Source organism: Streptomyces sp. 12E (genome assembly GCF_055633275.1).
In genome coordinates this window covers 2,215,915-2,235,011 of sequence record NZ_JBVNCJ010000001.1, presented here as the reverse complement: position 1 = coordinate 2,235,011, position 19,097 = coordinate 2,215,915, and the positions used below count along the sequence as shown (strand labels likewise).

General features: G+C 74.3%; 17 protein-coding genes. 6 read left to right on the top strand and 11 right to left on the bottom strand.

All coding sequences use genetic code 11. The annotated features are described in order from the left end of the window. Nucleotides 1-7 precede the first annotated feature (7 nt). On the bottom strand, nucleotides 8-1,012 hold the full coding sequence (locus ACZ8ZB_RS10510) for a peptidoglycan-binding domain-containing protein (RefSeq protein WP_470737441.1): 1,005 nt from the start codon (nucleotides 1,010-1,012) through the stop codon (nucleotides 8-10). A gap of 242 nt (nucleotides 1,013-1,254) precedes the next feature. Between ACZ8ZB_RS10510 and ACZ8ZB_RS10505 the strand changes: the two genes are divergently transcribed. Next, the gene (locus ACZ8ZB_RS10505) at nucleotides 1,255-3,342 is read left to right on the top strand and encodes an MDR family MFS transporter (protein WP_470737440.1); all 2,088 of its coding nucleotides are present in this window, start codon (nucleotides 1,255-1,257) and stop codon (nucleotides 3,340-3,342) included. Between the two features lie 10 nt (nucleotides 3,343-3,352). On the opposite strand, the gene ACZ8ZB_RS10500 is transcribed toward ACZ8ZB_RS10505, so the two are convergent. Further along, nucleotides 3,353-3,844: a GNAT family N-acetyltransferase gene (locus tag ACZ8ZB_RS10500; protein WP_470737439.1), complete on the bottom strand. Its 492-nt coding sequence runs from the start codon at nucleotides 3,842-3,844 to the stop codon at nucleotides 3,353-3,355. Between the two features lie 159 nt (nucleotides 3,845-4,003). Here ACZ8ZB_RS10500 and ACZ8ZB_RS10495 point away from each other — a divergent pair, with 159 nt between their 5' ends. Together ACZ8ZB_RS10495 and ACZ8ZB_RS10490 are read left to right on the top strand one after the other, a co-directional pair. Next, nucleotides 4,004-4,666 (top strand): hypothetical protein, encoded by a 663-nt coding sequence (locus ACZ8ZB_RS10495; RefSeq protein ID WP_470737438.1) that lies wholly within the window; start codon nucleotides 4,004-4,006, stop codon nucleotides 4,664-4,666. A 3-nt stretch (nucleotides 4,667-4,669) separates the two neighbouring features. Further along, nucleotides 4,670-5,332, top strand: coding sequence for a hypothetical protein (locus ACZ8ZB_RS10490; protein WP_470737437.1), 663 nt, complete (start codon nucleotides 4,670-4,672; stop codon nucleotides 5,330-5,332). Here ACZ8ZB_RS10490 and ACZ8ZB_RS10485 read toward each other — a convergent pair. Then, entirely contained in the window at nucleotides 5,321-5,749 is a 429-nt protein-coding gene (locus tag ACZ8ZB_RS10485; protein ID WP_470737436.1) for a DnaJ family domain-containing protein, read from the bottom strand. The genes ACZ8ZB_RS10490 and ACZ8ZB_RS10485 overlap by 12 nt on opposite strands. 101 nt (nucleotides 5,750-5,850) lie before the next feature. Here ACZ8ZB_RS10485 and ACZ8ZB_RS10480 point away from each other — a divergent pair, with 101 nt between their 5' ends. Beyond that, complete coding sequence (locus ACZ8ZB_RS10480) at nucleotides 5,851-6,243, top strand: hypothetical protein (protein ID WP_470737435.1); 393 nt, start codon at nucleotides 5,851-5,853, stop codon at nucleotides 6,241-6,243. 10 nt (nucleotides 6,244-6,253) lie between these two features. Here ACZ8ZB_RS10480 and ACZ8ZB_RS10475 read toward each other — a convergent pair whose 3' ends face one another. Beyond that, entirely contained in the window at nucleotides 6,254-6,931 is a 678-nt protein-coding gene (locus ACZ8ZB_RS10475) for an O-methyltransferase (protein WP_470737434.1), read from the bottom strand. A gap of 78 nt (nucleotides 6,932-7,009) precedes the next feature. Then, nucleotides 7,010-8,419, bottom strand: a complete 1,410-nt coding sequence (gene proP, locus ACZ8ZB_RS10470) for a glycine betaine/L-proline transporter ProP (RefSeq protein WP_470737433.1) — start codon at nucleotides 8,417-8,419, stop codon at nucleotides 7,010-7,012. Between the two features lie 386 nt (nucleotides 8,420-8,805). Between proP and ACZ8ZB_RS10465 the strand changes: the two genes are divergently transcribed. After that, nucleotides 8,806-10,836, top strand: coding sequence for a bifunctional glycosyltransferase 87/phosphatase PAP2 family protein (locus ACZ8ZB_RS10465; RefSeq protein WP_470737432.1), 2,031 nt, complete (start codon nucleotides 8,806-8,808; stop codon nucleotides 10,834-10,836). A 168-nt stretch (nucleotides 10,837-11,004) separates the two neighbouring features. Beyond that, nucleotides 11,005-12,513: a DUF4246 domain-containing protein gene (locus ACZ8ZB_RS10460; protein WP_470737431.1), complete on the top strand. Its 1,509-nt coding sequence runs from the start codon at nucleotides 11,005-11,007 to the stop codon at nucleotides 12,511-12,513. A gap of 71 nt (nucleotides 12,514-12,584) precedes the next feature. Here the strand turns inward: ACZ8ZB_RS10460 and ACZ8ZB_RS10455 are convergent, their stop codons facing one another. The 6 genes from ACZ8ZB_RS10455 to ACZ8ZB_RS10430 all read right to left on the bottom strand — a co-directional run bounded on the left by ACZ8ZB_RS10455 (nucleotide 12,585) and on the right by ACZ8ZB_RS10430 (nucleotide 18,803). Continuing rightward, nucleotides 12,585-13,004, bottom strand: coding sequence for an aggregation-promoting factor C-terminal-like domain-containing protein (locus ACZ8ZB_RS10455; RefSeq protein WP_470737430.1), 420 nt, complete (start codon nucleotides 13,002-13,004; stop codon nucleotides 12,585-12,587). A gap of 266 nt (nucleotides 13,005-13,270) precedes the next feature. Then, a complete protein-coding gene (locus ACZ8ZB_RS10450) occupies nucleotides 13,271-14,146 on the bottom strand; it encodes an ECF transporter S component (protein ID WP_470737429.1) in 876 nt (291 codons plus the stop codon). Continuing rightward, nucleotides 14,143-15,801, bottom strand: coding sequence for an ABC transporter ATP-binding protein (locus tag ACZ8ZB_RS10445; protein ID WP_470737428.1), 1,659 nt, complete (start codon nucleotides 15,799-15,801; stop codon nucleotides 14,143-14,145). The genes ACZ8ZB_RS10450 and ACZ8ZB_RS10445 overlap by 4 nt, the downstream gene beginning before the upstream one ends. After that, the gene (locus ACZ8ZB_RS10440) at nucleotides 15,798-16,952 is read right to left on the bottom strand and encodes an energy-coupling factor transporter transmembrane component T (protein WP_470737427.1); all 1,155 of its coding nucleotides are present in this window, start codon (nucleotides 16,950-16,952) and stop codon (nucleotides 15,798-15,800) included. The genes ACZ8ZB_RS10445 and ACZ8ZB_RS10440 overlap by 4 nt, the downstream gene beginning before the upstream one ends. Next, nucleotides 16,942-17,583 carry an SCO2322 family protein gene (locus ACZ8ZB_RS10435; RefSeq protein WP_470737426.1) on the bottom strand — a complete coding sequence of 214 codons (642 nt, stop codon included), beginning with the start codon at nucleotides 17,581-17,583 and terminating at the stop codon, nucleotides 16,942-16,944. The genes ACZ8ZB_RS10440 and ACZ8ZB_RS10435 overlap by 11 nt, the downstream gene beginning before the upstream one ends. Beyond that, nucleotides 17,580-18,803: a prenyltransferase/squalene oxidase repeat-containing protein gene (locus ACZ8ZB_RS10430; RefSeq protein WP_470737425.1), complete on the bottom strand. Its 1,224-nt coding sequence runs from the start codon at nucleotides 18,801-18,803 to the stop codon at nucleotides 17,580-17,582. The genes ACZ8ZB_RS10435 and ACZ8ZB_RS10430 overlap by 4 nt, the downstream gene beginning before the upstream one ends. Nucleotides 18,804-19,097: the final 294 nt, after the last annotated feature.

Here is a 19,097-nt window from a genome sequence, read left to right as displayed (position 1 = left end):
CGGGGGCTCAAGGCTCCTGGGTCTCCGCCTCCAGGCGGGCCCGCGTCTCCGGTCCGTACACGCTCAGTTCGGCCTGGAGGCCCCGGGACCACTGGTAGTTGCGCAGGGACTCCTCCACCCGGCGGTTGAACTGGCCGTTGACGTCGTCGTTGTAGAGGTACAGCTGGCGCAGGCGCTGCTGGAGTTCCTCGACCTCCGAGCCGCGGTCGCCGCGGCGCAGCACCGGGCCGCCGGTGTCGTCGCCGTCCGCCTCCTCCGTGTCCTCGGCGGAGTCGGCAGGCGGCGTGGTCGGCGGGGTCGAGGGCGGTTCGGCGGACTCCGACGGGCTCGCCGAGGCGGTGGACGCCGACGGCGAGGGTGAGGCCGACGCGCTCGCGCTGGCCGACGGGGACTTCGACGGGGAGGCGGACGACGTCGGCGGGGTGGAGGACGCACCGGCCGTCGGCTCCGCGGAGGGCGCGGCGGACGACGCGTCCGGAACGCTCGCCCTGACCTCCTCCGGCGCCGCGCCGTCCCGGGACGGCGTCTCGTAGGAGAACACCCCGCTCGCCCACCCCGCCACCCCCACCACGACGACCACGGCCCCGGCGGCCGCGAGCAGCGCCCCGCGGCGGCGCCGGCGCGGCGGGGCCCCGTCGGCCTCGGCCGGGCCGGGTGCGGCGGGGACGGCCGCGAGGGGCTGCGTGGCGTCGAACAGATGGAGATCGGTGGCGCTCGGCCGGGCCGTCCCGGGGGCCAACGGCGTCGGGAGGACGGACGTCGCGTCCGCCGCGCCGGGAGCCTCCTCCGGCGGGACGGCGCGCAGGGCCATGGTCTCGTCGGCCGCCCCCGGGGCGCCGGGTTCCGCCGCGGGGGTCTTCGGCGTGCCGGAGGCCTCCGCCGCCCCGTCCGGCGTACCCGGACCGGTTCCGCCGTCCAGCTCGACGTACGGCCGTATGTGCAGCGGATCGAAGTCCTCCGCGGCGGCGGCCTCCGCCGTACGGGCGTCGCGCAGGGCGTCGGACGCACGCAAGGTGCAGGCGCACGACGGCGTGTTGTCGCTGTTCCTGGGCGCACCGCACTCTGGGCACGGGTGTCCGTTCGGCTGTTCCACGTGTTCGTCCCTCCCCTCGCGAACTCCAGAGATTATGCAGATCTTCTTCACGGCCCCGTGCGCGCGCCCCCGGAATCTGGACTTCCGGAAGGACTCGACAGGCCATAACGGGTCACACCGATCACGATGGATGGGGGAACCGGGAATCTGTGGAGGTCTTCATGGCCGGGGACGCGCACCGCACGGCGCCGAGGGCGGGCAACACGGGGTCGCCACCCGGCGCCGGACCGCCCGGCCGCGACGCCGGCCGGGAGCACGTGTCCGGGAACGTCATGGTCTCGATCGGAGCCCTGCTGCTCGGTCTGCTGCTCGCCGCCCTCGACCAGACCATCGTCGCCACCGCGCTGCCCACCATCGTCAGTGACCTGGGCGGTCTGGAGCACCTGTCCTGGGTGGTCACCGCGTACCTGCTGGCCTCGACCGCCGCGACCCCGCTGTGGGGCAAGCTCGGCGACCAGTACGGGCGCAAGAGGCTCTTCCAGGCCGCCATCGTGATCTTCCTGGTGGGCTCCGCGCTGTGCGGCGCGGCGCAGGACATGTTCCAGCTGATCGCGTTCCGCGCGCTCCAGGGACTGGGCGGCGGCGGGCTGATCGTGCTGTCGATGGCGATCGTCGGCGACCTCGTGCCGCCCCGCGAGCGCGGCCGCTACCAGGGCCTGTTCGGGGCGGTGTTCGGCACGACGAGCGTCCTCGGGCCGCTGCTCGGCGGACTGTTCACCGAGCACCTGAGCTGGCGCTGGGTGTTCTACATCAACCTGCCCGTCGGGGTCGTCGCGCTCGCCGTGATCGCGGCGGTGCTGCACATCCCGCGCCGGCGGACCAAGCACGTCATCGACTACCTCGGCACCTTCCTCATCGCCTCCGTCGCCACCTGCCTGGTCCTGGTCGCCTCCCTCGGCGGCACCACCTGGGACTGGGCCTCGCCGCAGATCATCGGGCTCGCGGTGCTCGGCGCGCTGCTCGCCGTGGTCTTCGTGGCGGTGGAGCGGCGGGCCGCCGAGCCGGTGCTGCCGCTGAAGCTGTTCCGGGTGCGCACCTTCACGCTCTCCGCCGTGATCAGCTTCATCATCGGCTTCGCCATGTTCGGCGCGATGACCTACCTGCCGACCTTCCTCCAGGTGGTCCACGGCATCACCCCGACCATGTCCGGCGTGCACATGCTGCCGATGGTGGCCGGCATGCTGCTGTCCTCCACCGGCTCCGGGCAGATCGTCAGCCGCACCGGCCGCTGGAAGGTGTTCCCGATCGCGGGCACCGCCGTCACCACCCTCGGACTGCTGCTGCTCCACCGGCTCGACGCGCACAGCTCCACCGCCGTGATGAGCCTGTTCTTCTTCGTCTTCGGCCTCGGACTCGGCCTGGTGATGCAGGTCCTGGTGCTGATCGTGCAGAACGCCGTCCCCTACGAGGACCTCGGCGTCGCCACCTCGGGCGCGACCTTCTTCCGCTCCATCGGCGCCTCGTTCGGCGTCGCCATCTTCGGCACCGTCTTCGCGAGCCGCCTCGGCCACGAGCTCACCGACGCCTTCCGGGGGCAGCGGCTCCCGCCCGGCGTCTCCGCCGACTCCCTGGAGGCCGACCCGCGCGGCATCGCCGGCCTGCCGCCGGCCCTGCGTCCGCCGGCGACCGACGCGTACGCCACCGCCATCACCGACGTCTTCCTGTACGCCGTACCCGTCGCCCTCCTCGGTTTCGCGCTGGCCTGGTTCCTCAAGGAGGACCGGCTGCGCGCCTCGGTCACCGCGCCCGACGTCACCGAGACGCTCGCCAGCAACCCCGTGGAGCGGTCCTCGTACGACGAGGTGTGCCGCGCGCTGTCGGTGCTCGGCACCCGCGAGGGCCGCCGCGAGATCTACCGGAGGATCACCGACCGCGCGGGCTACGACCTGCTGCCCGCGACGAGCTGGCTGCTGCTGCGCATCAGGAAACACGGCTCGGTGGAACCGGCCCGGCTCGCCGAACGCAGCCCGATCCCGCTGAACGTCGTCCTCGAGGCCGCCCGCCAGGCCGAGATCCGGCACCTCGCCGTGCGCCAGGGGCTCGACATGGTGCTCACCGGCGAGGGACGCGAGGTGACGGAGCGGCTGGCGCGGGCCCGCGAGGAGTCGCTGGCCGAGCTGCTCGGCGACTGGTGGGGGCCGGACCGCCCGACCGACCTGGTGCGGCTGGTGCACGAACTGAACGACGAGCTGTGCGGCTCCCGGGGCGAACGCCCGCACGACGAGCGCCCCGTGGCGCGGGCCGGCTGACGCGCCTCCCTCAGCCCAGCTCCTTGGCGAACCAGTGCTCGGCGTACGGGTCGGTGTTGTGCGGTCCGGTCTCCGTGTAGCCGAGCCGGGCGTACAGCGCCCGGGCCTCGACGAGGTCCCCGCGCGTGTCCAGGACCATCCGGGTGGCGCCCGAGGCACGGGCCGCGCCCTCGGCGGCCCGCACCAGCAGCGCCGCACCGCCCCTGCCGCGCACGCCCTCGTACAGGAACACCCGGGTCAGTTCGGCGGACGCGCCGGCCGGCAGCCGGACGCCCGCGCTGCCGGCCGGCTCACCCGCGTACCGCGCGACCAGCAGCAGGCCCTCCGGCGGCGCGAGGTCGGCCCCCGACACGGCGGCGATCCCCCGCTCCAGCTCCCCGGGATCGGTCCGCCGCCCCTCGTGCCGCAGGTACCAGCGGTCGCTGACCTCCGTGTAGTACGCCCGCCACAGCGCGGCGGCGACGGGGGAGTCGTACGGTTCCGGGGCTACGGTCCAGGCCATGCCCGCCATTCTCGGCGGGCCCCCCGACGGACGCGCAAGCGGCCGGGCGGTGGCGGACCGTGACGGTCCCGAACCGTTTGTGCGCGAACCTTCGGGCAACCCGGAGGATTGACCGGCTCGAGAGGAGTGCCGGCCTGGCCGAGAACCCGGAAGGCATTCATGTCCACTGGCCTGATCATTGCGTTGATCGTGATCGTCGCGGTCGCCGTCGTCGCGGCCGTACTGGTGTCGCGCGCCCGCGGCCCGCGGCACGGCGCCGGTCTGAAGCGGCGCTTCGGACCCGAGTACGACCGTGCCGTCGCCCGGCACGACGGGGACGCCAAGGCGGCCGAGCGGGAGCTCGCCGAGCGCGTGGAGCGCCACGGCGACCTGCGCGTACGGTCGCTGGAGCCCGCCGAGCGGGAGAGGTACGAGGTGCGCTGGACGGCGGTCCAGGAGCGGTTCGTCGACGCGCCGCGGGACGCGGTCGCCGAGGCGGACCGGCTGATCGCCGAACTCGCCGCCGCGCGGGGCTTCCCCGCCGACGGGCACTACGAGGACCAGCTCGCCGCGCTGTCCGTGCACCACGCCCACCACGTCGAGGGCTACCGGCGCGTGCACCGGGTGGCGCAGGCCGGCGCGCACGACGGCGGCGCGGGCACCGAGGAGATGCGCGAGGCCCTCGTCGGGGCCCGCGCGCTGTTCGAGGAACTGGTGCGGCCGTCCCGGCACGAGACCGGACACCACCGCACGGGTGCGGAAGCCGGCCGTACGTCCCCGGCGGCCGGCCGCGGCCGGCACACACCGTCGTTGTTCCACCGGCACCAGGCGAAGGAGAGCTGAACGATGACCGACGCCACCCGACGTCCCGGCGACGTCCCGCCCGTCGAGGGGCACCGCACCACCCCCGGCGTCCGGAGCGACGCCCCGGACCCGGGCGCCCGCGCCTTCGGCACCCGTGAGGAGGCCGGCCGCACCGCCCCGGCCTCCGACGGCGAGAGCCCCCTGGTCGCCGCGCACCCGCGGCCCGGCGGGACCGTCCCCGCCGGTACCGGTGCGCACACCGGTACGGGCATGCACCACGACGGCGACCGGAACCCTGCCGGTACCGGTGCGCACACCGGTACGGGCATGCACCACGACGGCGACCGGAACCCTGCCGGTACCGGTGCGCACACCGGTACGGGCACGCACCACGACGGCGACCGGAACTCCGGAGCCCGCCTCCTCCGGCTCGACGACACCGACAAGCTCACGGCGCGGTTGCAGCACGCCGTGGCCGGGTTCGTCGACGCGCCGCGGGACGCCGTGCGGGAGGCCGACCGCGCCCTGGAGGAGCTCACCGAGCGCTTCACGGAGGCGGTGACCGAGCGGCGCCGCGCCCTGCGGCGGTCCTGGCAGGACGGCGGGGCCGACGAGGGCGAGGCCGTGGCGGCCACCGACACCGAGCAGCTGCGGCTCGCCCTGCGGGACTACCGCGAACTGGCGGAACGGCTGCTACGCGCCTGAGCCGTCCGACCCGCCCGCCGCCCGGCGCTCCCGCCACTGCCGTACGACGTCCTCGACGTCGTACGGCTTCTTGCCCAGCGGGGGGCCGGGCGGCGGCTTGAACATCATGTCGCTGATCTTCGCGTTGATCTCCGTGAGGATCTTCCGCGCGATCCGCTCCGAGGGCGCCGCGAGGGCCGCCTCCAGAGCGTCCTCGGCCTCCTTGCGCAGGGCCAGCGTCGGCGGCAGCACCGAGAAGCCCTCGCGGGCCATCTTCCGCTTGACCCACCACATTTCGTCGTAGGTGGTCTCGACCTCGCGGGGGAGCGGCTTGCCCGCCCCCGCCAGTTGCTCGAACTCGCCGCGGGCCTCGGCATCACGGATCTGCTTGTCGACCCAGGACTCGAAGTCGACGCCGGGTGGCTTTCGCTCGGTCATGAGGCCATTGTGCCGGACGCCGTGGAGCCGGGCGTTTTATCATTCGGCGGCAGCCGGGCCGGGCACCTCCGGTCCGTCAGGACGTCTCAGGAGGAGCCCACGTGCTCGAACTCACCATGGCCGCGGTGTCCGCGGCGGAAGCGGGCGCCACGGCCGGCATGCTCATGGCCGACGCGCCCAGCGAGCCGGGCGCCGTGCTGCGGGTGGGCCGGGACGCGTCCCTGTGCCGGCTCTCGACGCCGGACGACTGGCTGTTCGTCTCGCGGGTCCACCTGGAGTTCCAGTGCGCGCCGGACGGCTCCTGGCAGCTGACCTGGCTGCGCGGCTCCCTGCCCGAGCCGTCCTCCGAGGTGCGGCTGACCGTCGGCGGGCACGCCCGGCCGGTCGCCTACGGCGGCACCGTGACGCTGCCCCGGGGCGGCAGCGGCGAGGTCGTCATCCAGGACCGCTCCGCCCCGCGCAGCGTCAACGTGGGTTTCTACCACGAGGTCTGAGACCCCGGCGTCACGCCAGCACCCGGGCCAGCGCGAAGCCGTCGTAGTCCTTGGCGCCGACCGTCTGGAGCGCCGTGCCGCTCAGCCGGGGGTGGCTGCCGATCAGGTCGAGGGCGGCGCGGGTGCCCAGCACGTCCGGGTCGGTGTCGTCCGGGTCGGCCACCCGGCCGCCGCGCACCACGTTGTCGAGGACGATCAGGCTGCCCGCACTGGTCAGCCGGAGCGCCCACTCCATGTAACGCGGGTTGTTCGCCTTGTCGGCGTCGATGAAGACCAGGTCGAACGGGGGCGGGTTCTCGTCGGCCAGTTCGGGCAGCGAGTCCAGCGCCGCGCCCACCCGCACCTCGACCTGCCGGTCGAGGCCCGCGCGGGCGATGTTGCGGACGGCGACCTCGGCGTGCCCGGGGTCGTACTCCAGGGAGACCAGCCGCCCGTCGGCGGGCAGGGCGCGGCCCAGCCAGATGGTGCTGTAGCCGCCGAGCGTGCCGATCTCCAGGATGTTCCTGGCTCCCTGCACCTGGGCGAGGAGCTGGAGCAGCTTGCCCTGCAGGGGGGAGACGGCGATCGGCGGGAGGCCGGCGGCGTCGCTGTCGCGCAGGGCGGCGGCCAGGGCGTCGTCGGGGCCGTCGGGCAGGAGGCGGCCGGTGAAGTAGTCGTCCACCTCGTGCCAGAGCTGCGACTCGCTCATGCGCCTGTACCTTCCGTACGGCTGGTCGGCCTGTCCCACCGGTGCCGCTGACGAAGATACGCCGTGTCCCCCTCCCCGTCAGGCGCTCTCCCGGGGTGTCCCGGCCGTCCCGGCCTCCAGCGACGGCGCCGAACCCGGCAGCGGGCGGCCCGCCGACTCGGCCATGCGCCACACCGCGAAACCGCCGATCACGGCCGCCGCCATCATGTAGTAGGCGGGCATCATCATGTCGCCGGTCGCGCCGATCAGGGCCGTGACCACCAGCGGGGTGGTGCCGCCGAACAGGGACACCGAGACGTTGAAGCCGATCGACAGCGAGCCGTAGCGCACCCGGGTCGGGAACAGCGCGGGCAGCGCGGACGGCATGGCCGCGGTGAAGCAGACCAGCAGCAGGCCGAGCGCGCCCAGGCCGGCGGCGACCGCGAGCAGACCGCCGTCGCGGATCAGCAGCAGCGCGGGAACCGACAGCACCAGGAACCCGGCGCAGCCGGCCGCGATCACCGGACGGCGGCCGACCCGGTCGGTCAGCGCGCCGGCGAACGGCTGGACGATCATCATCAGCACCATCACGCCGAGCACGACGACCAGGCCGTGCGCGGCGTCGTAGCCCAGCTCGCTGGTGAGGTAGCTCGGCATGTACGACAGCAGCATGTAGTCGGTGACGTTGAAGACCAGCACCAGGCCCACGCACAGCAGCAGGGCGCGCCACTGACCGGTGACCATCTCCCGCAGCGGCACCTTCGGGCGCTCGTTCTCGGCCTTGGCGACCTCGGCCGCGAACGCCGGGGTCTCCTCCAGGCGCATCCGCAGGTAGAGGCCGATGACGCCCATCGGGCCCGCGATCAGGAACGGGATGCGCCAGCCCCACGACAGCAGGTCCTCCGACGACAGCAGCGCGGTCATCAGGGTGACCAGGCCCGCGCCGCCGATGTATCCGGCGAGGGTGCCGAACTCCAGCCAGCTGCCGAGGAAGCCGCGCCGCTTGTCGGGGGCGTACTCGGCGATGAAGGTGGACGCGCCGGCGTACTCGCCGCCGGTGGAGAAGCCCTGCACCAGACGGGCCGCCAGCAGCAGGATCGGGGCGCCCACGCCGATCGCGGCGTAGGACGGGATGAGGCCGATGGCGAAGGTGCCCGCCGCCATCATGATCATCGTGAGGGCGAGGACCTTCTGCCGTCCCACGCGGTCGCCGAGCGGGCCGAAGACCAGGCCGCCGAGCGGGCGGACCAGGAAGGCCGCGGCGAAGGCGCCGAACGTGGACAGCAACTGGGCGGTGGGGTCGCCCGAGGGGAAGAAGACCTTGCCCAGCGTGACCGCGATGTAGCTGTAGACACCGAAGTCGAACCATTCCATCGCGTTGCCGAGCGCCGCCGCCTTCACGGCGCGCCGGACGAGCGCGGGGTCGGTGACGGTGGGGGCGGGTGCGGCGCCGGACTTCGACGAGACCTTCCGCGTGGACGGGGGAGCGGTGACCGTGACGGTGGCCAAAACTTCGCTCGCCTACCTTTCGTCGGGAACAGGGACGGGGCCGCGCGGCGGCGCTGTCGGCGGACCGAAGGAAACGACGATAGGCGCCGTTGGTGCCGTTACGGGCGGTACGGACTTAGATGCATGCTGCATCTAAATGGGGGGTGTACAGGCACGCGGCGCCGCCCCCGAGGGCTTCGGCCGACCGTCCGGTGTGACCCTTCTCGCGTCCCTCGCGGGCGACGGCGACCCCGGTGATCCCTCGCCGTTCGGGCGGAAGGCGCGGGCCCGCCGGGCGGGGTGGGGGCCGCCTGCGCCCCGTCCGGGGTCGCGAACCCTATGCTCCTCACGCAGAGAGATCGCATGATCGCCCAGCGTGACGCGGGCGAGGTGGGAGGCCGACGAGGGTGAGGAACGCGGACCGCGGCGGACGTCCGGCAAAGGCCTGCGGGGCGGCGGTCGCCGACGGCGCCCGGGCACGGCTGCGCATGGCGCGCCTCGGCCTCTGGACGCTCGCCGCCGTCCTCGCCGTACGACAGGTCACCGTCGTCCTCACCACGTCACCCGGGGAACGTCTGACCGACCTGGAGACCTGGGCGGACCGCGAGGGCGTGCCGTACGTCCGTGGCTCCCTCCACGACGCCGACGAGTACACCGGCACCCCTTTCAGCGGGCTCGTCCTCACACCCCTCACCCGTTCGGCGGAAGAGGCCCTCGGCTGGGGCTGGACCTTCGGCACCCTGCTGCTGGTCGTCGCCCTCGGGCTGATCGCCGCCCGCGCCCTGCCCCGGCCGGTCGGCCGCCGCACCGCGATCCTCGCCGGGCCCGTCGCCGTCGGCCTGCTCATGCTGTCCCTGCCGGTGCGCACCACCCTCCGGCTCGGCCAGACCGGCGTCATCCCGGTCCTGCTCGTCCTGCTGGGCTGCTTCGTCGTCCGCGGCCGGCGCGCCGGCGGCGCACTGATCGGCGTCGCCGCCGCCCTCCAGCCCGCCCTCCTCCTCTTCGCGCCGCTGCTGTGGTTCACCGGCCGCCGCCGGGCCGCCGCCGCCACGGGCGTCACCTTCGCCACGGCCACCGCGCTCGCCTGGGCCACGATGCCGCACGACTCCCGCACCCACTGGGTGCACCACCTGGCGGGCAGCGGCGTCGGCGGCCCCGCCGACGCCCTGGCCAACCAGTCCCTGCACGGCGCCCTGCTCCGGCTCGGCCTCGAGGGTCCGCCGGAGACCGGCCTCTTCCTGCTGCTCGGCGCCGCGGTCGTGACCCTCGCCCTGCGCCGCGCCGTCCGCTACGCCCACGACGGCCAGCTCCTGCTCGCGGTCGCCGTCACCGGCTGCGCCGCCCTCGCCGTCTCCCCCACCGCCTGGCAGCACCAGCTGCTGTGGGTGCTGCTCACCGCCGTCGGCCGGGTGGGCGGGCACGCCCGCGACCGCCCGGTGTGGCCCGTCGCCGTCGTCCTGGTGATGACGCTGCCGACGACGACGACACTGCCGAACGTGGCGTTCCTGTACCCGTTGCGCGACAACGCCGTCCTGCTGGTAGCCCTGGCCGCCGCCACCGCGCTCCCCTTCCTCTCCCGCGGCTCGCCGTACTTCCACGCGCCGGTCCCGACCCGGTACGCCCCGCCCGTCCCGGCCCGCTTCGCGTCCGTCCCGCTGCCGCGCCGGGTGCTCGTGCGCCCGAACCTCCTGCTCGAGCTCCTGCTGATCCGCGTCGCCTACGCCGCGTACGCCCGGGTCCGCCTCGCCGCGACCGGCGGCGGCGACGCGGCGGGCCGCGTCCGCGCCGAGGAACACGGACAGCAGATCCTCGACCTCGAACGCCTGCTCCACCTGGACGTCGAGCGGGCCGTCAACCACGCCGTGGCGGAGATCGGCTGGCTGCGGGAGTCCTTCGACTTCTACTACCTGTCGTTCCACTTCGCCGTCCCGCTGACCGTGCTGGGCCTGCTGTACTGGCGCCGCCCCGGCGACTACCGCTGGGCCCGCTCGGCCCTCGGCTTCACCACCCTCCTCGCCCTGGCCGGCTTCTGGCTCTACCCGCTCGCCCCGCCCCGTCTCATGCCGGGCCTCGGCGTCATCGACACGGTCCACGGCGTGCAGGACTTCTCCCGGCCCGACTACGGCGCGCTCACCCACCTCACCAACCAGTACGCGGCGATGCCGTCGCTGCACTTCGGCTGGTCCCTGTGGTGCGGACTGGTGATCGCGGTCATCGCACCGAGGGGGTGGACGAAGGCGCTGGGCATGGCGCACCCCCTGTTCACGGCCTCCGCGATCGTCGCCACCGGCAACCACTGGATCCTGGACGCGGTCGGCGGCGCACTCGTCGTCGGCGCCGGTTTCGGCCTGACGTACCTGCTCCGGGGCCCGCGCGCCCCTACGGCCGAGCCCGGTGACGAGCCGTCGGCGCCGGTGAAGGACCGTACTGCGGGCTGACAGGGCGAGGCGGGGAGCGGGGACGGGGCGGGGGTGTCCGCCGGCGGGGCTCTCGTGCTCCCCGGCCCCGGACGGGCGCGAACCGGACCGCACGCGGCCACGGCTGCGGTGTCGGTCGGCTGACGTATCGTTCCCGCCACCGCACACCGACCGTGAGGATCCAGAGAAGTGACCGGCCTGTCCGCTTTCCCGCTGCCCTTCCACACGTCCCGTTCCCCGGCGTTCGCGACGCCCCGGACGCTGCGGGAACTCGAGATGATGCGGTGCAGCGCGCACATCCGGGCGAAGCCGGGATGGTTCGACAAGATGAACGACGCCGACGTCGTCGCCAGGTGGACGCGGGAAGCGCTCGCCCAGGGGCTCACCGAGGCGCAGGTGCGTTACGTGCTCGACGAACTCCGTCACTACGCCGCGCTGCGGGACGCGCGGACCGGCGTCGAGGTGTCCGCCGTCGACGGGGTGTGGCAGTCGGACACCCTGGTCGACGACGAGCTCGGAGCCCGGCTGCGCGAGGCGGTCCGGGTTCTGGAACAGGTCCCCGAAGCGGAGAGGGACTGGCATCCCGGATCCGGCGGCCAGGTGCTGGACCTGGTCCATCCCTCACTGTTCTGCCTGGTGAGAGGGGTGAGCGGGGAGCCCGAGCGGGCTTGGCGGAACCCGGCGAACCAGTACGCGAGGTACGAGTTCTCGGAGAAGTCCCAGTGGCTGCCCACGGACGTCGACGTCAGCGACGACGGAGACGTCACCTTCCGCTCGTACGTCAACAACCTCCACCCCGAGACCCATCGCGAACTGGCCTCCGTCCTGCCGGAGGTGTTCGCGCGCTTCCGCCCGCTGCTGGAGAACGTGCTCACCGACCTGCGCCGTCCGAGGCCCCCGCGGATCGAGGCCGATCCCTACGGCTGGTACGACTCGGAGCCGGAGCATCCGGACAAGTCCGCCTACCGTGACGAGGAGGCCTACGCAGAAGCCCGCCGGGCATGGGAACAGGCCCTGGACGACTGGTGGGAGAACCGCCGCCCGGTCATACCGGACGCCCCGGCCTTCACCCCGCCCGAGTCGCCCGACGCGTCCGACCGGGTCGATCTGCGCGGCCGCCGTCTCCAGGTCATCGTCAAGCTCGCCACCATCCACCTCACCCCGGACAAGCCCGAATACGCGGGCGGCTCCTGGCACGTCGAGGGAATGCTGAACGAGCGGATCGTCTCGACCGGCATCTACTACTGGGACAGCGAGAACATCACCGAAAGCCGGCTGAGCTTCCGGGCGGCGCTCGACGACCCGGACTACGAGCAGAACGACGACGACGGCCTGCGCGAGGTCTACGGCCTGGAGGACGAGGACGCGCTGAACCAGCTGCTGGGGTCGGCGTCGACCCCGGCGGGCCGCTGCCTGGCGTTCCCGAACGTCCTGCAGCACCGCGTCGGCTCGTTCCGCCTCGCGGACCCCACCCGCCCGGGACACCGCAAGATCCTCGCGTTCTTCCTGGTCGACCCGTCGGAAAGGATCGTCTCGACCTCCGACGTGCCACCGCAGCAACCGTGGTCCGACACCTCGACCATGACGCGCGAACAGGCCGAGGAGTACCGCGAACAACTCATGCGGGAACGCAAGTTCTTCGTCGACGAACACAACCAGCAGCTCTACGAGCGGGAATTCTCCCTCTGCGAGCACTGAGGACGGAAGACGAGGGCGGCGGCCCCGGGGATCGTGGGGCCGCCGCCCTCGGTACGGGGGGTGCGGGGCTGTCAGTACCAGTTGTTGGACTGCCAGAAGGACCAGGCGCCGCAGGCGCTGCCGTAGCGGTCCTTCATGTAGTCCAGGCCCCACTTGATCTGGGTGGCGGGGTTGGTCTTCCAGTCGGCGCCTGCCGAGGCCATCTTGGAGGCGGGCAGGGCCTGGACCAGCCCGTAGGCGCCGCTGGAGGCGTTGGTGGCGGTGTGGTTCCAGCTGCTCTCGTGCTGGACGATGTTCGAGAAGCACTGGAACTCGGCCGGGTCGCCGATCATCTTCTGCGCGGTCGCCCGGGCGGAGGAGGCGCTCGTCGTGGTCGCGGCCTGGGCGGGCGCGGCGGCGATCAGGGTGCCGCAGGCGGCGGCGGCCAGGGCGGCGCCGGCGAGGGTCTTCTTCGGGGTGGCGACGGTGCGGAGGAGGGAAGCGGCGGACACAGGCGGCCTTTCGGTCGGAGGCGGGAAGGTCGCGTCACGCGGTGCCGGACGCCGTGGGCGGCGGGGACGTGCGTCGGCGCCGCGACCCGTGGGGTACGTCGGCGCCTGGCGACCGCTCCACAGAAGCAAATCCCGTAATTGTCCGCAAAGGTCCCGTTTACTACCGAAGGTCGGAGAGACCGGTGCGAGGAGCGGGGACGCCCCGCGCGGCCCCGGTGCGCCGCTACGGTGCAGGGTCGTATGTGAGGCGGGTCATGTGGGGTGGTTCACCGTCCCGGTCGCGGGGGGTGAGCGGGGGATCGCTCAGGGGCGTCCCCGAATGTGACCGGGGCCTCGAAGGCCGCCCTGCGGGTGGCCCGGCGGAGGGCCTTGAGGAGGGAGGGGCCCACGGTGAGGGTCAGGACGACCGTGACCAGGGCACGGCCCAGGTCCCAGCCGAGGGACGTCGCCAGGCAGTAGGCCGCGAAACGGGCCAGGTTGGCGGGGAGCGACGCGTCGGGGGAGAAGGAGATGTTCGAGGCCAGGGCGGACATGAAGGGCCAGCCCGCCATGTTCATCACCGTGCCGTAGGCGAAGGCGGCCAGGAAGCCGTACCCGGCGAGCATCCAGACCTCCGCACGGCCGCGCAGGCGGTCGGGGCCCGGCAGAAGGCCCGCGCCCGTCGTGAACCAGCCCATCGCCAGCATCTGGAACGGGAGCCACGGGCCGACGCCGCCGGTGAGCAGCGCGGACGAGAACATCGTCACCGAGCCGAGGACGAAGCCGAAGCCGGGGCCGAGGACCCTGCCGCTGAGGACCATGAGGAAGAACATGGGCTCCAGGCCGGCCGTGCCCGCGCCGATGGGGCGCAGGGCCGCGCCGGCCGCCGCGAGGACGCCGAGCATCGCCACCGCCTTCGGGCCCAGGCCCGACTCCGAGATCGTCGCCGCCACGACCGCGACCAGGAGGACCAGCAGGCCCGCGAAGAGCCACGGGGCGTCCTGGGCGTGGGCGTTCAGCGACGAGGCGGGCGGGGCGAGGAACGGCCAGCCGAAGCCGGCCACGCCCACCGCGCTGACCAGGGCGAGGGCCAGCCAGGAACGCGGTCCCAGGCGGACGGCCCGGGCCTGGCGGTCCGTCCGCCGTCCTGTGGTGGCGGTCATCGCTCCAGCGCCTTTCGGACCTGGGAGACCGTGAGCCACTGCTGCGGGGCCAGGATCTTCGCCACCTGCGGGGCGAAGGACGGGGACGCCACGACCACCTCCGCCGCCGGGCCGTCCGCGATCACCTCTCCCTCGGCGAGCAGGACCACCCGGTGGGCGAGTTCCGCCGCCAGTTCCACGTCGTGCGTGGCCATGACGATCGCGTGGCCCTCGGCGGCCAGTGCGCGCAGGATCGCCACCAGGCGGGCCTTCGCCGCGTAGTCCAGGCCGCGGGTCGGCTCGTCGAGGAGGAGCAGGGGCGGGCGCGCGGTGAGGACGACCGCCAGGGCGAGGGTCAGGCGCTGGCCCTCGGACAGGTCGCGGGGGTGGGTGTCGTCGGCCACCGAGGGGAGCAGCTCGGTCAGCAGGGCGCGGCAGGTGCCGGGCTCGGCGCCCGCGTCACCGTCGGCGGCCGCGCACTCCGCCGCGACCGTGTCGGCGTACAGGAGGTCGCGGGGTTCCTGGGGGACCAGACCGACGCGGCGGACCAGGTCGCGGGGGCGGGTGCGGTGGGGGACCGCGTCGCCGGCGCGGACCGAGCCCGAGGACGGGGCGACCAGGCCCACCAGCGCGCTGAGCAGCGTCGACTTCCCGGCGCCGTTGCGGCCCATGAGGGCGATCGTCTCGCCGGGGGCGACGGTCAGGTCGATGTGGCGCAGGGCCTGGACACGGTCGCGGCGGACCGCGAGGGAGCGGACCTCGGCCACGTGGGCGGGGGCGGGCGCGTCGGGCTTCCTGCGCGGGAACAGGCGTCGGGCGGCGGGGGCCGGCGGCCCGGGTTCCCGGGCGGGCGGCCGCCCGCCGGCGAGGCGGTCGCGCAACGGGCCCGCCGCGCGCCGGGCGTCGCGGACCGTCAGGGGCAGGGGGGACCAGCCGGCCAGGCGGCCCAGGTCGACCACCGGAGGGCGGACGGGGGAGACCGCCATCACCTCCGACGGGGCGCCGAGCCGCGGCCGCTCGCCGGGGCCCGGCAGCAGGGCCACCTGGTCGGCGTACTGGACGACGCGTTCCAGCCGGTGCTCGGCCATGAGGACGGTGGTGCCCAGGTCGTGGACCAGGCGCTGGAGGACGGCCAGGACCTCCTCGGCGGCGGCCGGGTCGAGCGCGGACGTCGGTTCGTCGAGGACCAGCACCCGGGGGTGGGGGGTGAGGACCGAGCCGATGGCGACCCGCTGTTGCTGGCCGCCGGAGAGGGTGGCGATGGGGCGGTCGCGGAGACCGGCGAGGCCGAGAAGGTCCAGGGTCTCCTCGACCCTGCGCCGCATCACATCCGGCGGGAGGCCCAACGACTCCATGCCGTAGGCGAGTTCGTCCTCCACCGTGTCCGTCACGAAGTGGGAGGGCGGATCCTGGCCCACCGTGCCCACGACATCGGCGAGTTCGCGCGGTTCGTGGGTGCGGGTGTCGCGGCCGGCGACCGTGACCCTGCCGTGCAGGGTCCCGCCGGTGAAGTGCGGGACCAGACCGCTCACCGCGCCCAGCACCGTCGACTTGCCGACGCCGGACGGGCCGACGAGGAGGACCAGTTCCCCCTCGGGGACCTCGAAGTCGACTCCGTGGACGGCGGGTTCGGCCATTCCGTCGTACGTCACCGACACGTTCTCGAAGCGGATCACGTCGTCGGCTCCTTGCGGGTGTGCGCGGGCTCGGGGGCGGGGGTGACGAAGGCGGGGAGCAGGCCGATCAGGACGGCCGCCGCCGGCCACAGGGGGAGGGTGGGCGCGACCAGCGGGACCACGCCGGGGTGCAGGGCCGCCGGGTCGCGGGAGGCGGCGAGGGTCAGGAGGGCGGCCACGGCGGCTCCGGACGCCGTGACCAGCCAGGCGCGGGCGCCCCAGGGGTCGGGGCGGTAGCGGGTGCGCAGGGTGCGCCGGCCGCCGAGCCACAGGCCGCCGAGGGCGGCGGCGACACCGGCGAGGAGGACGGGCAGGCCGTAGGCGCCGCCCTCGGCGGTGAGCAGTCCGTACGTCCCCGCGCAGACGCCGAGCAGACCGCCGAGGGTGAGGGCGGCGGTGGCGCGCCGGACGGCGGGCGGGACGGCGGCGGTACGGCCGTATCCGCGGGCGTCCATCGCGGCGGCGAGGGAGACCGAGCGCTCCAGCGCGCCCTCCAGCACCGGGAGCCCGACCTGGAGCAGACCGCGGACGCCCTTGTCGGGCCGGCCCCGCAGCCGGCGGGCGGCGCGCAGGCGCCGGACGTCGGCGATCAGGTGGGGCGCGAAGGTGAGGGCCACGACGACGGCCACGCCGAGTTCGTACAGGGCGCCGGGGAGGGACTTGAGCAGGCGGGAGGGGTTGGCGAGGGCGTTCGCGGCGCCCACGCAGATGAGCAGGGTGGCGAGGCGGAGGGCGTCGTACAGGGCGAAGGCGAGGGCCTCGGCGGTGACCTCGCCGCCGAGGCGGATGCCCTGGGCCCAGTGGGGGAGGGGGACCTCGGGGAGGTGCACGAGCACGTGCGTGCCGGGGATGGGGGAGCCGAGGAGCACGGCGAAGGCGAGGCGGACGAGGAGGACGGCGAGGGCGAGCTTGACGAAGGCGCCGTAGGAGCGGGACCAGGGGGCGTGGGGGCGGCGGGCCGCCACGACGTGGGCGGAGACGGTGATGAGGAGGGCGAGCAGGAGGGGGTTGGTGGTGCGGGTGGCCGCGGTGCCCAGGGAGAGGGCCCAGAGCCACCAGGCGCCGGGGTGGAGCGGGGGGCGGGGCGTGTGCCGGGCGGAGGTGCTCTCCTCGCCCCGGGGGAGGCGCGACTGCCCGCGGTTACGAGGCACGGCGGCGGGTCTGCCAGACGGCTGCCGCTCCGAGGAGGGCCACCACGGCGATTCCGGCCATCAGGCCCACCGACGGGCCGTCCGCGTCGTCCGGCTCGGTCCTCTCCTCCGCGGGTGCGGGGTTCCCGTCCGTCGAGACCTGCTCGCCGCAGCCCTTCTCCGGGTAGCCCGCTATCGCGCACAGCAGGGCGCTGGTGTCGTAGCGGAGGGGTTCGGCGACCGCGGCCAGGGCCTCGGCCGTGGTGGCGTCCTCGGGGACCTGGGCGCAGGCCGTGCGGCCGGCCGGCGGGGTTTCGCCGGAGGGGGCGTCGGCGGGGGTGCCGAAGTCGATGACCAGGGCCACGCGCTTCGTGCCGTCGGCCGCCGGGGTCTTCGCGCAGATGGTGTCGAAGTCGGCGGCGCCGCGGGGCTCCGCCGCGTCGGCGGAGTTCTCGCTGACGGAGAAGCGGAAGCCGTGGACATCGCCGTCGGCGGGGCGGGCGAGGGACGGGCCCTGGCCGGCGTACGTCCATGCCGTCCCGTCCCGCTCCCAGAACGACCAGTAGCGGTAGCCGGCGGCCTGCGCCTGGCCCGCGCCCGCCGACAGGGGCAGGAGCGCGGCCAGGAACAGGACGGTGACCCGGCGGATCACGGCTGCTGCCGCTTCGTACGGCCGCTGATCAGGAAGCCGATGCCGACGCCGGCGACCAGGCAGACGCCGACGAACCACCAGACGCCGAAGCCGGAGTCCGACTCGTCCTTCTTCTCGTCGTCGCTCTTCGCCTCGGCGGTCCTCTCGGGAGCGGCCGGGCCGGTCGCGCCCAGCTGCTTCACCAGGTCCGTGCCGCCGAAGTCGCGCGGGTCCGCACCCGTCGCACGGGCCGCGAGGATGAGCTGGGCGTAGGCGGCGGGACCGCTCTGCGCCGCCCAGTCGGCGGCGTTCTCCTCCAGCCAGGCCAGGGACTTCTCCGCCTGCTCGCCGGCGCCCAGGGCGGCGAGCGCGACCACCGCGTCGGCGGTGTTGCCGTAGTCGGGCTGGTCCTCGGCGCCGGCGAGGGCGGAGGTGAGGTGGCCGTCCTCGGCGAGGACGTCCATGAGGTGGGCGGCGCCGTTGGCGGCGGCCTGCTCGGGGGTGTCGGCCTGCTCGCAGGCGGCGTCCTTCGGCTCCCCGCTCCGGCCGGGCTCGACGACCAGGCCCGCACCGAGCGAGCCGAGCACGCCCGCCGCCGTCGCGTCCGCGTTGGCGACCAGCTCGCCCTTCTTGTCCGGCTGGAAGGCGAAGGCGCCCGCGCCGTCGCCCTCGCAGGGCAGCGCCAGCTCCAGCAGGGCGTCGTAGGGGGACCTGCCGTCCTTCTTCACCTCGGCCGGCTTCTCACCGACGGCCGCGAGCGCGCCGATGACGACGGAGGTGGAGTTGGTGTCGCTGGCGCCGCCCGCCGTGTAGCCCCAGCCGCCGTCCTCGTTCTGCGCGGACTTCAGCCAGTCGACGGCCTTCTTCGTGACGTCGTCGTGGCCGCCGAGCGCGGCGAGGGCCTGGACGGCGGCGGCGGTCTGGTTGGTGTCGACCATCGTCTTCGCGTCGCACGCCCCGGAGGTGTCGGCGCGGTACGGGGCGAAGGAGCCGTCGGCGCACTGCTGCCCGGTGAGCCAGTCGACGGCCGCCTTCGCCGGCTCCACGCCGGCCGTGTGCAGGGCGAGCAGGGCGAGTGACTGGCGCCAGACGCCGTCGTACTGCGGGTCGCCGTCGCCGTACAGGGCGGAGGGGAGCGCCTGGGACGGCGACGGGGACGGGGAGGTGTCGGCGGCGGCCGGAGTGGCGGCGCCGATCACGGCGACGGCGGCCAGGACCGCTGCGCTGTGGCGGACGTTCATGATCGGCGGGTGCCTTCCCTGCGGGGAGCCGGGCAGCGCGGGACACCCCGGCGGCTCGGCTCCGTATACCTCGACGGCGCCGGTGCGCCGGCGGGTCCGCCGGGCACGCGAGCCGGTCACGAACCGTGCGGGGCAGTCCGGCTCACCGTCCCGGCGGACGGCTCACGGTTGCGGGTCAGCGCCGGAATTGCACCGGCTTCCCCCCGTACGGTGTGATGACGACGCCGACACTCTACCCGCCCGTAGGGAAGGAGCCGGGGGTGGCTTCGGTGAGTGAGGTCACGCGGGACGCGC

Coding starts and splice junctions, on each gene's coding strand:
- ACZ8ZB_RS10505 (WP_470737440.1), top strand. CDS start 1,255: ATGGCCGGGGACGCGCACCGCACGGCGCCGAGGGCGGGCAACACGGGG.
- ACZ8ZB_RS10500 (WP_470737439.1), bottom strand. CDS start 3,844: ATGGCCTGGACCGTAGCCCCGGAACCGTACGACTCCCCCGTCGCCGCC.
- ACZ8ZB_RS10495 (WP_470737438.1), top strand. CDS start 4,004: ATGTCCACTGGCCTGATCATTGCGTTGATCGTGATCGTCGCGGTCGCC.
- ACZ8ZB_RS10490 (WP_470737437.1), top strand. CDS start 4,670: ATGACCGACGCCACCCGACGTCCCGGCGACGTCCCGCCCGTCGAGGGG.
- ACZ8ZB_RS10485 (WP_470737436.1), bottom strand. CDS start 5,749: ATGACCGAGCGAAAGCCACCCGGCGTCGACTTCGAGTCCTGGGTCGAC.
- ACZ8ZB_RS10475 (WP_470737434.1), bottom strand. CDS start 6,931: ATGAGCGAGTCGCAGCTCTGGCACGAGGTGGACGACTACTTCACCGGC.
- ACZ8ZB_RS10450 (WP_470737429.1), bottom strand. CDS start 14,146: ATGACCGCCACCACAGGACGGCGGACGGACCGCCAGGCCCGGGCCGTC.
- ACZ8ZB_RS10430 (WP_470737425.1), bottom strand. CDS start 18,803: ATGAACGTCCGCCACAGCGCAGCGGTCCTGGCCGCCGTCGCCGTGATC.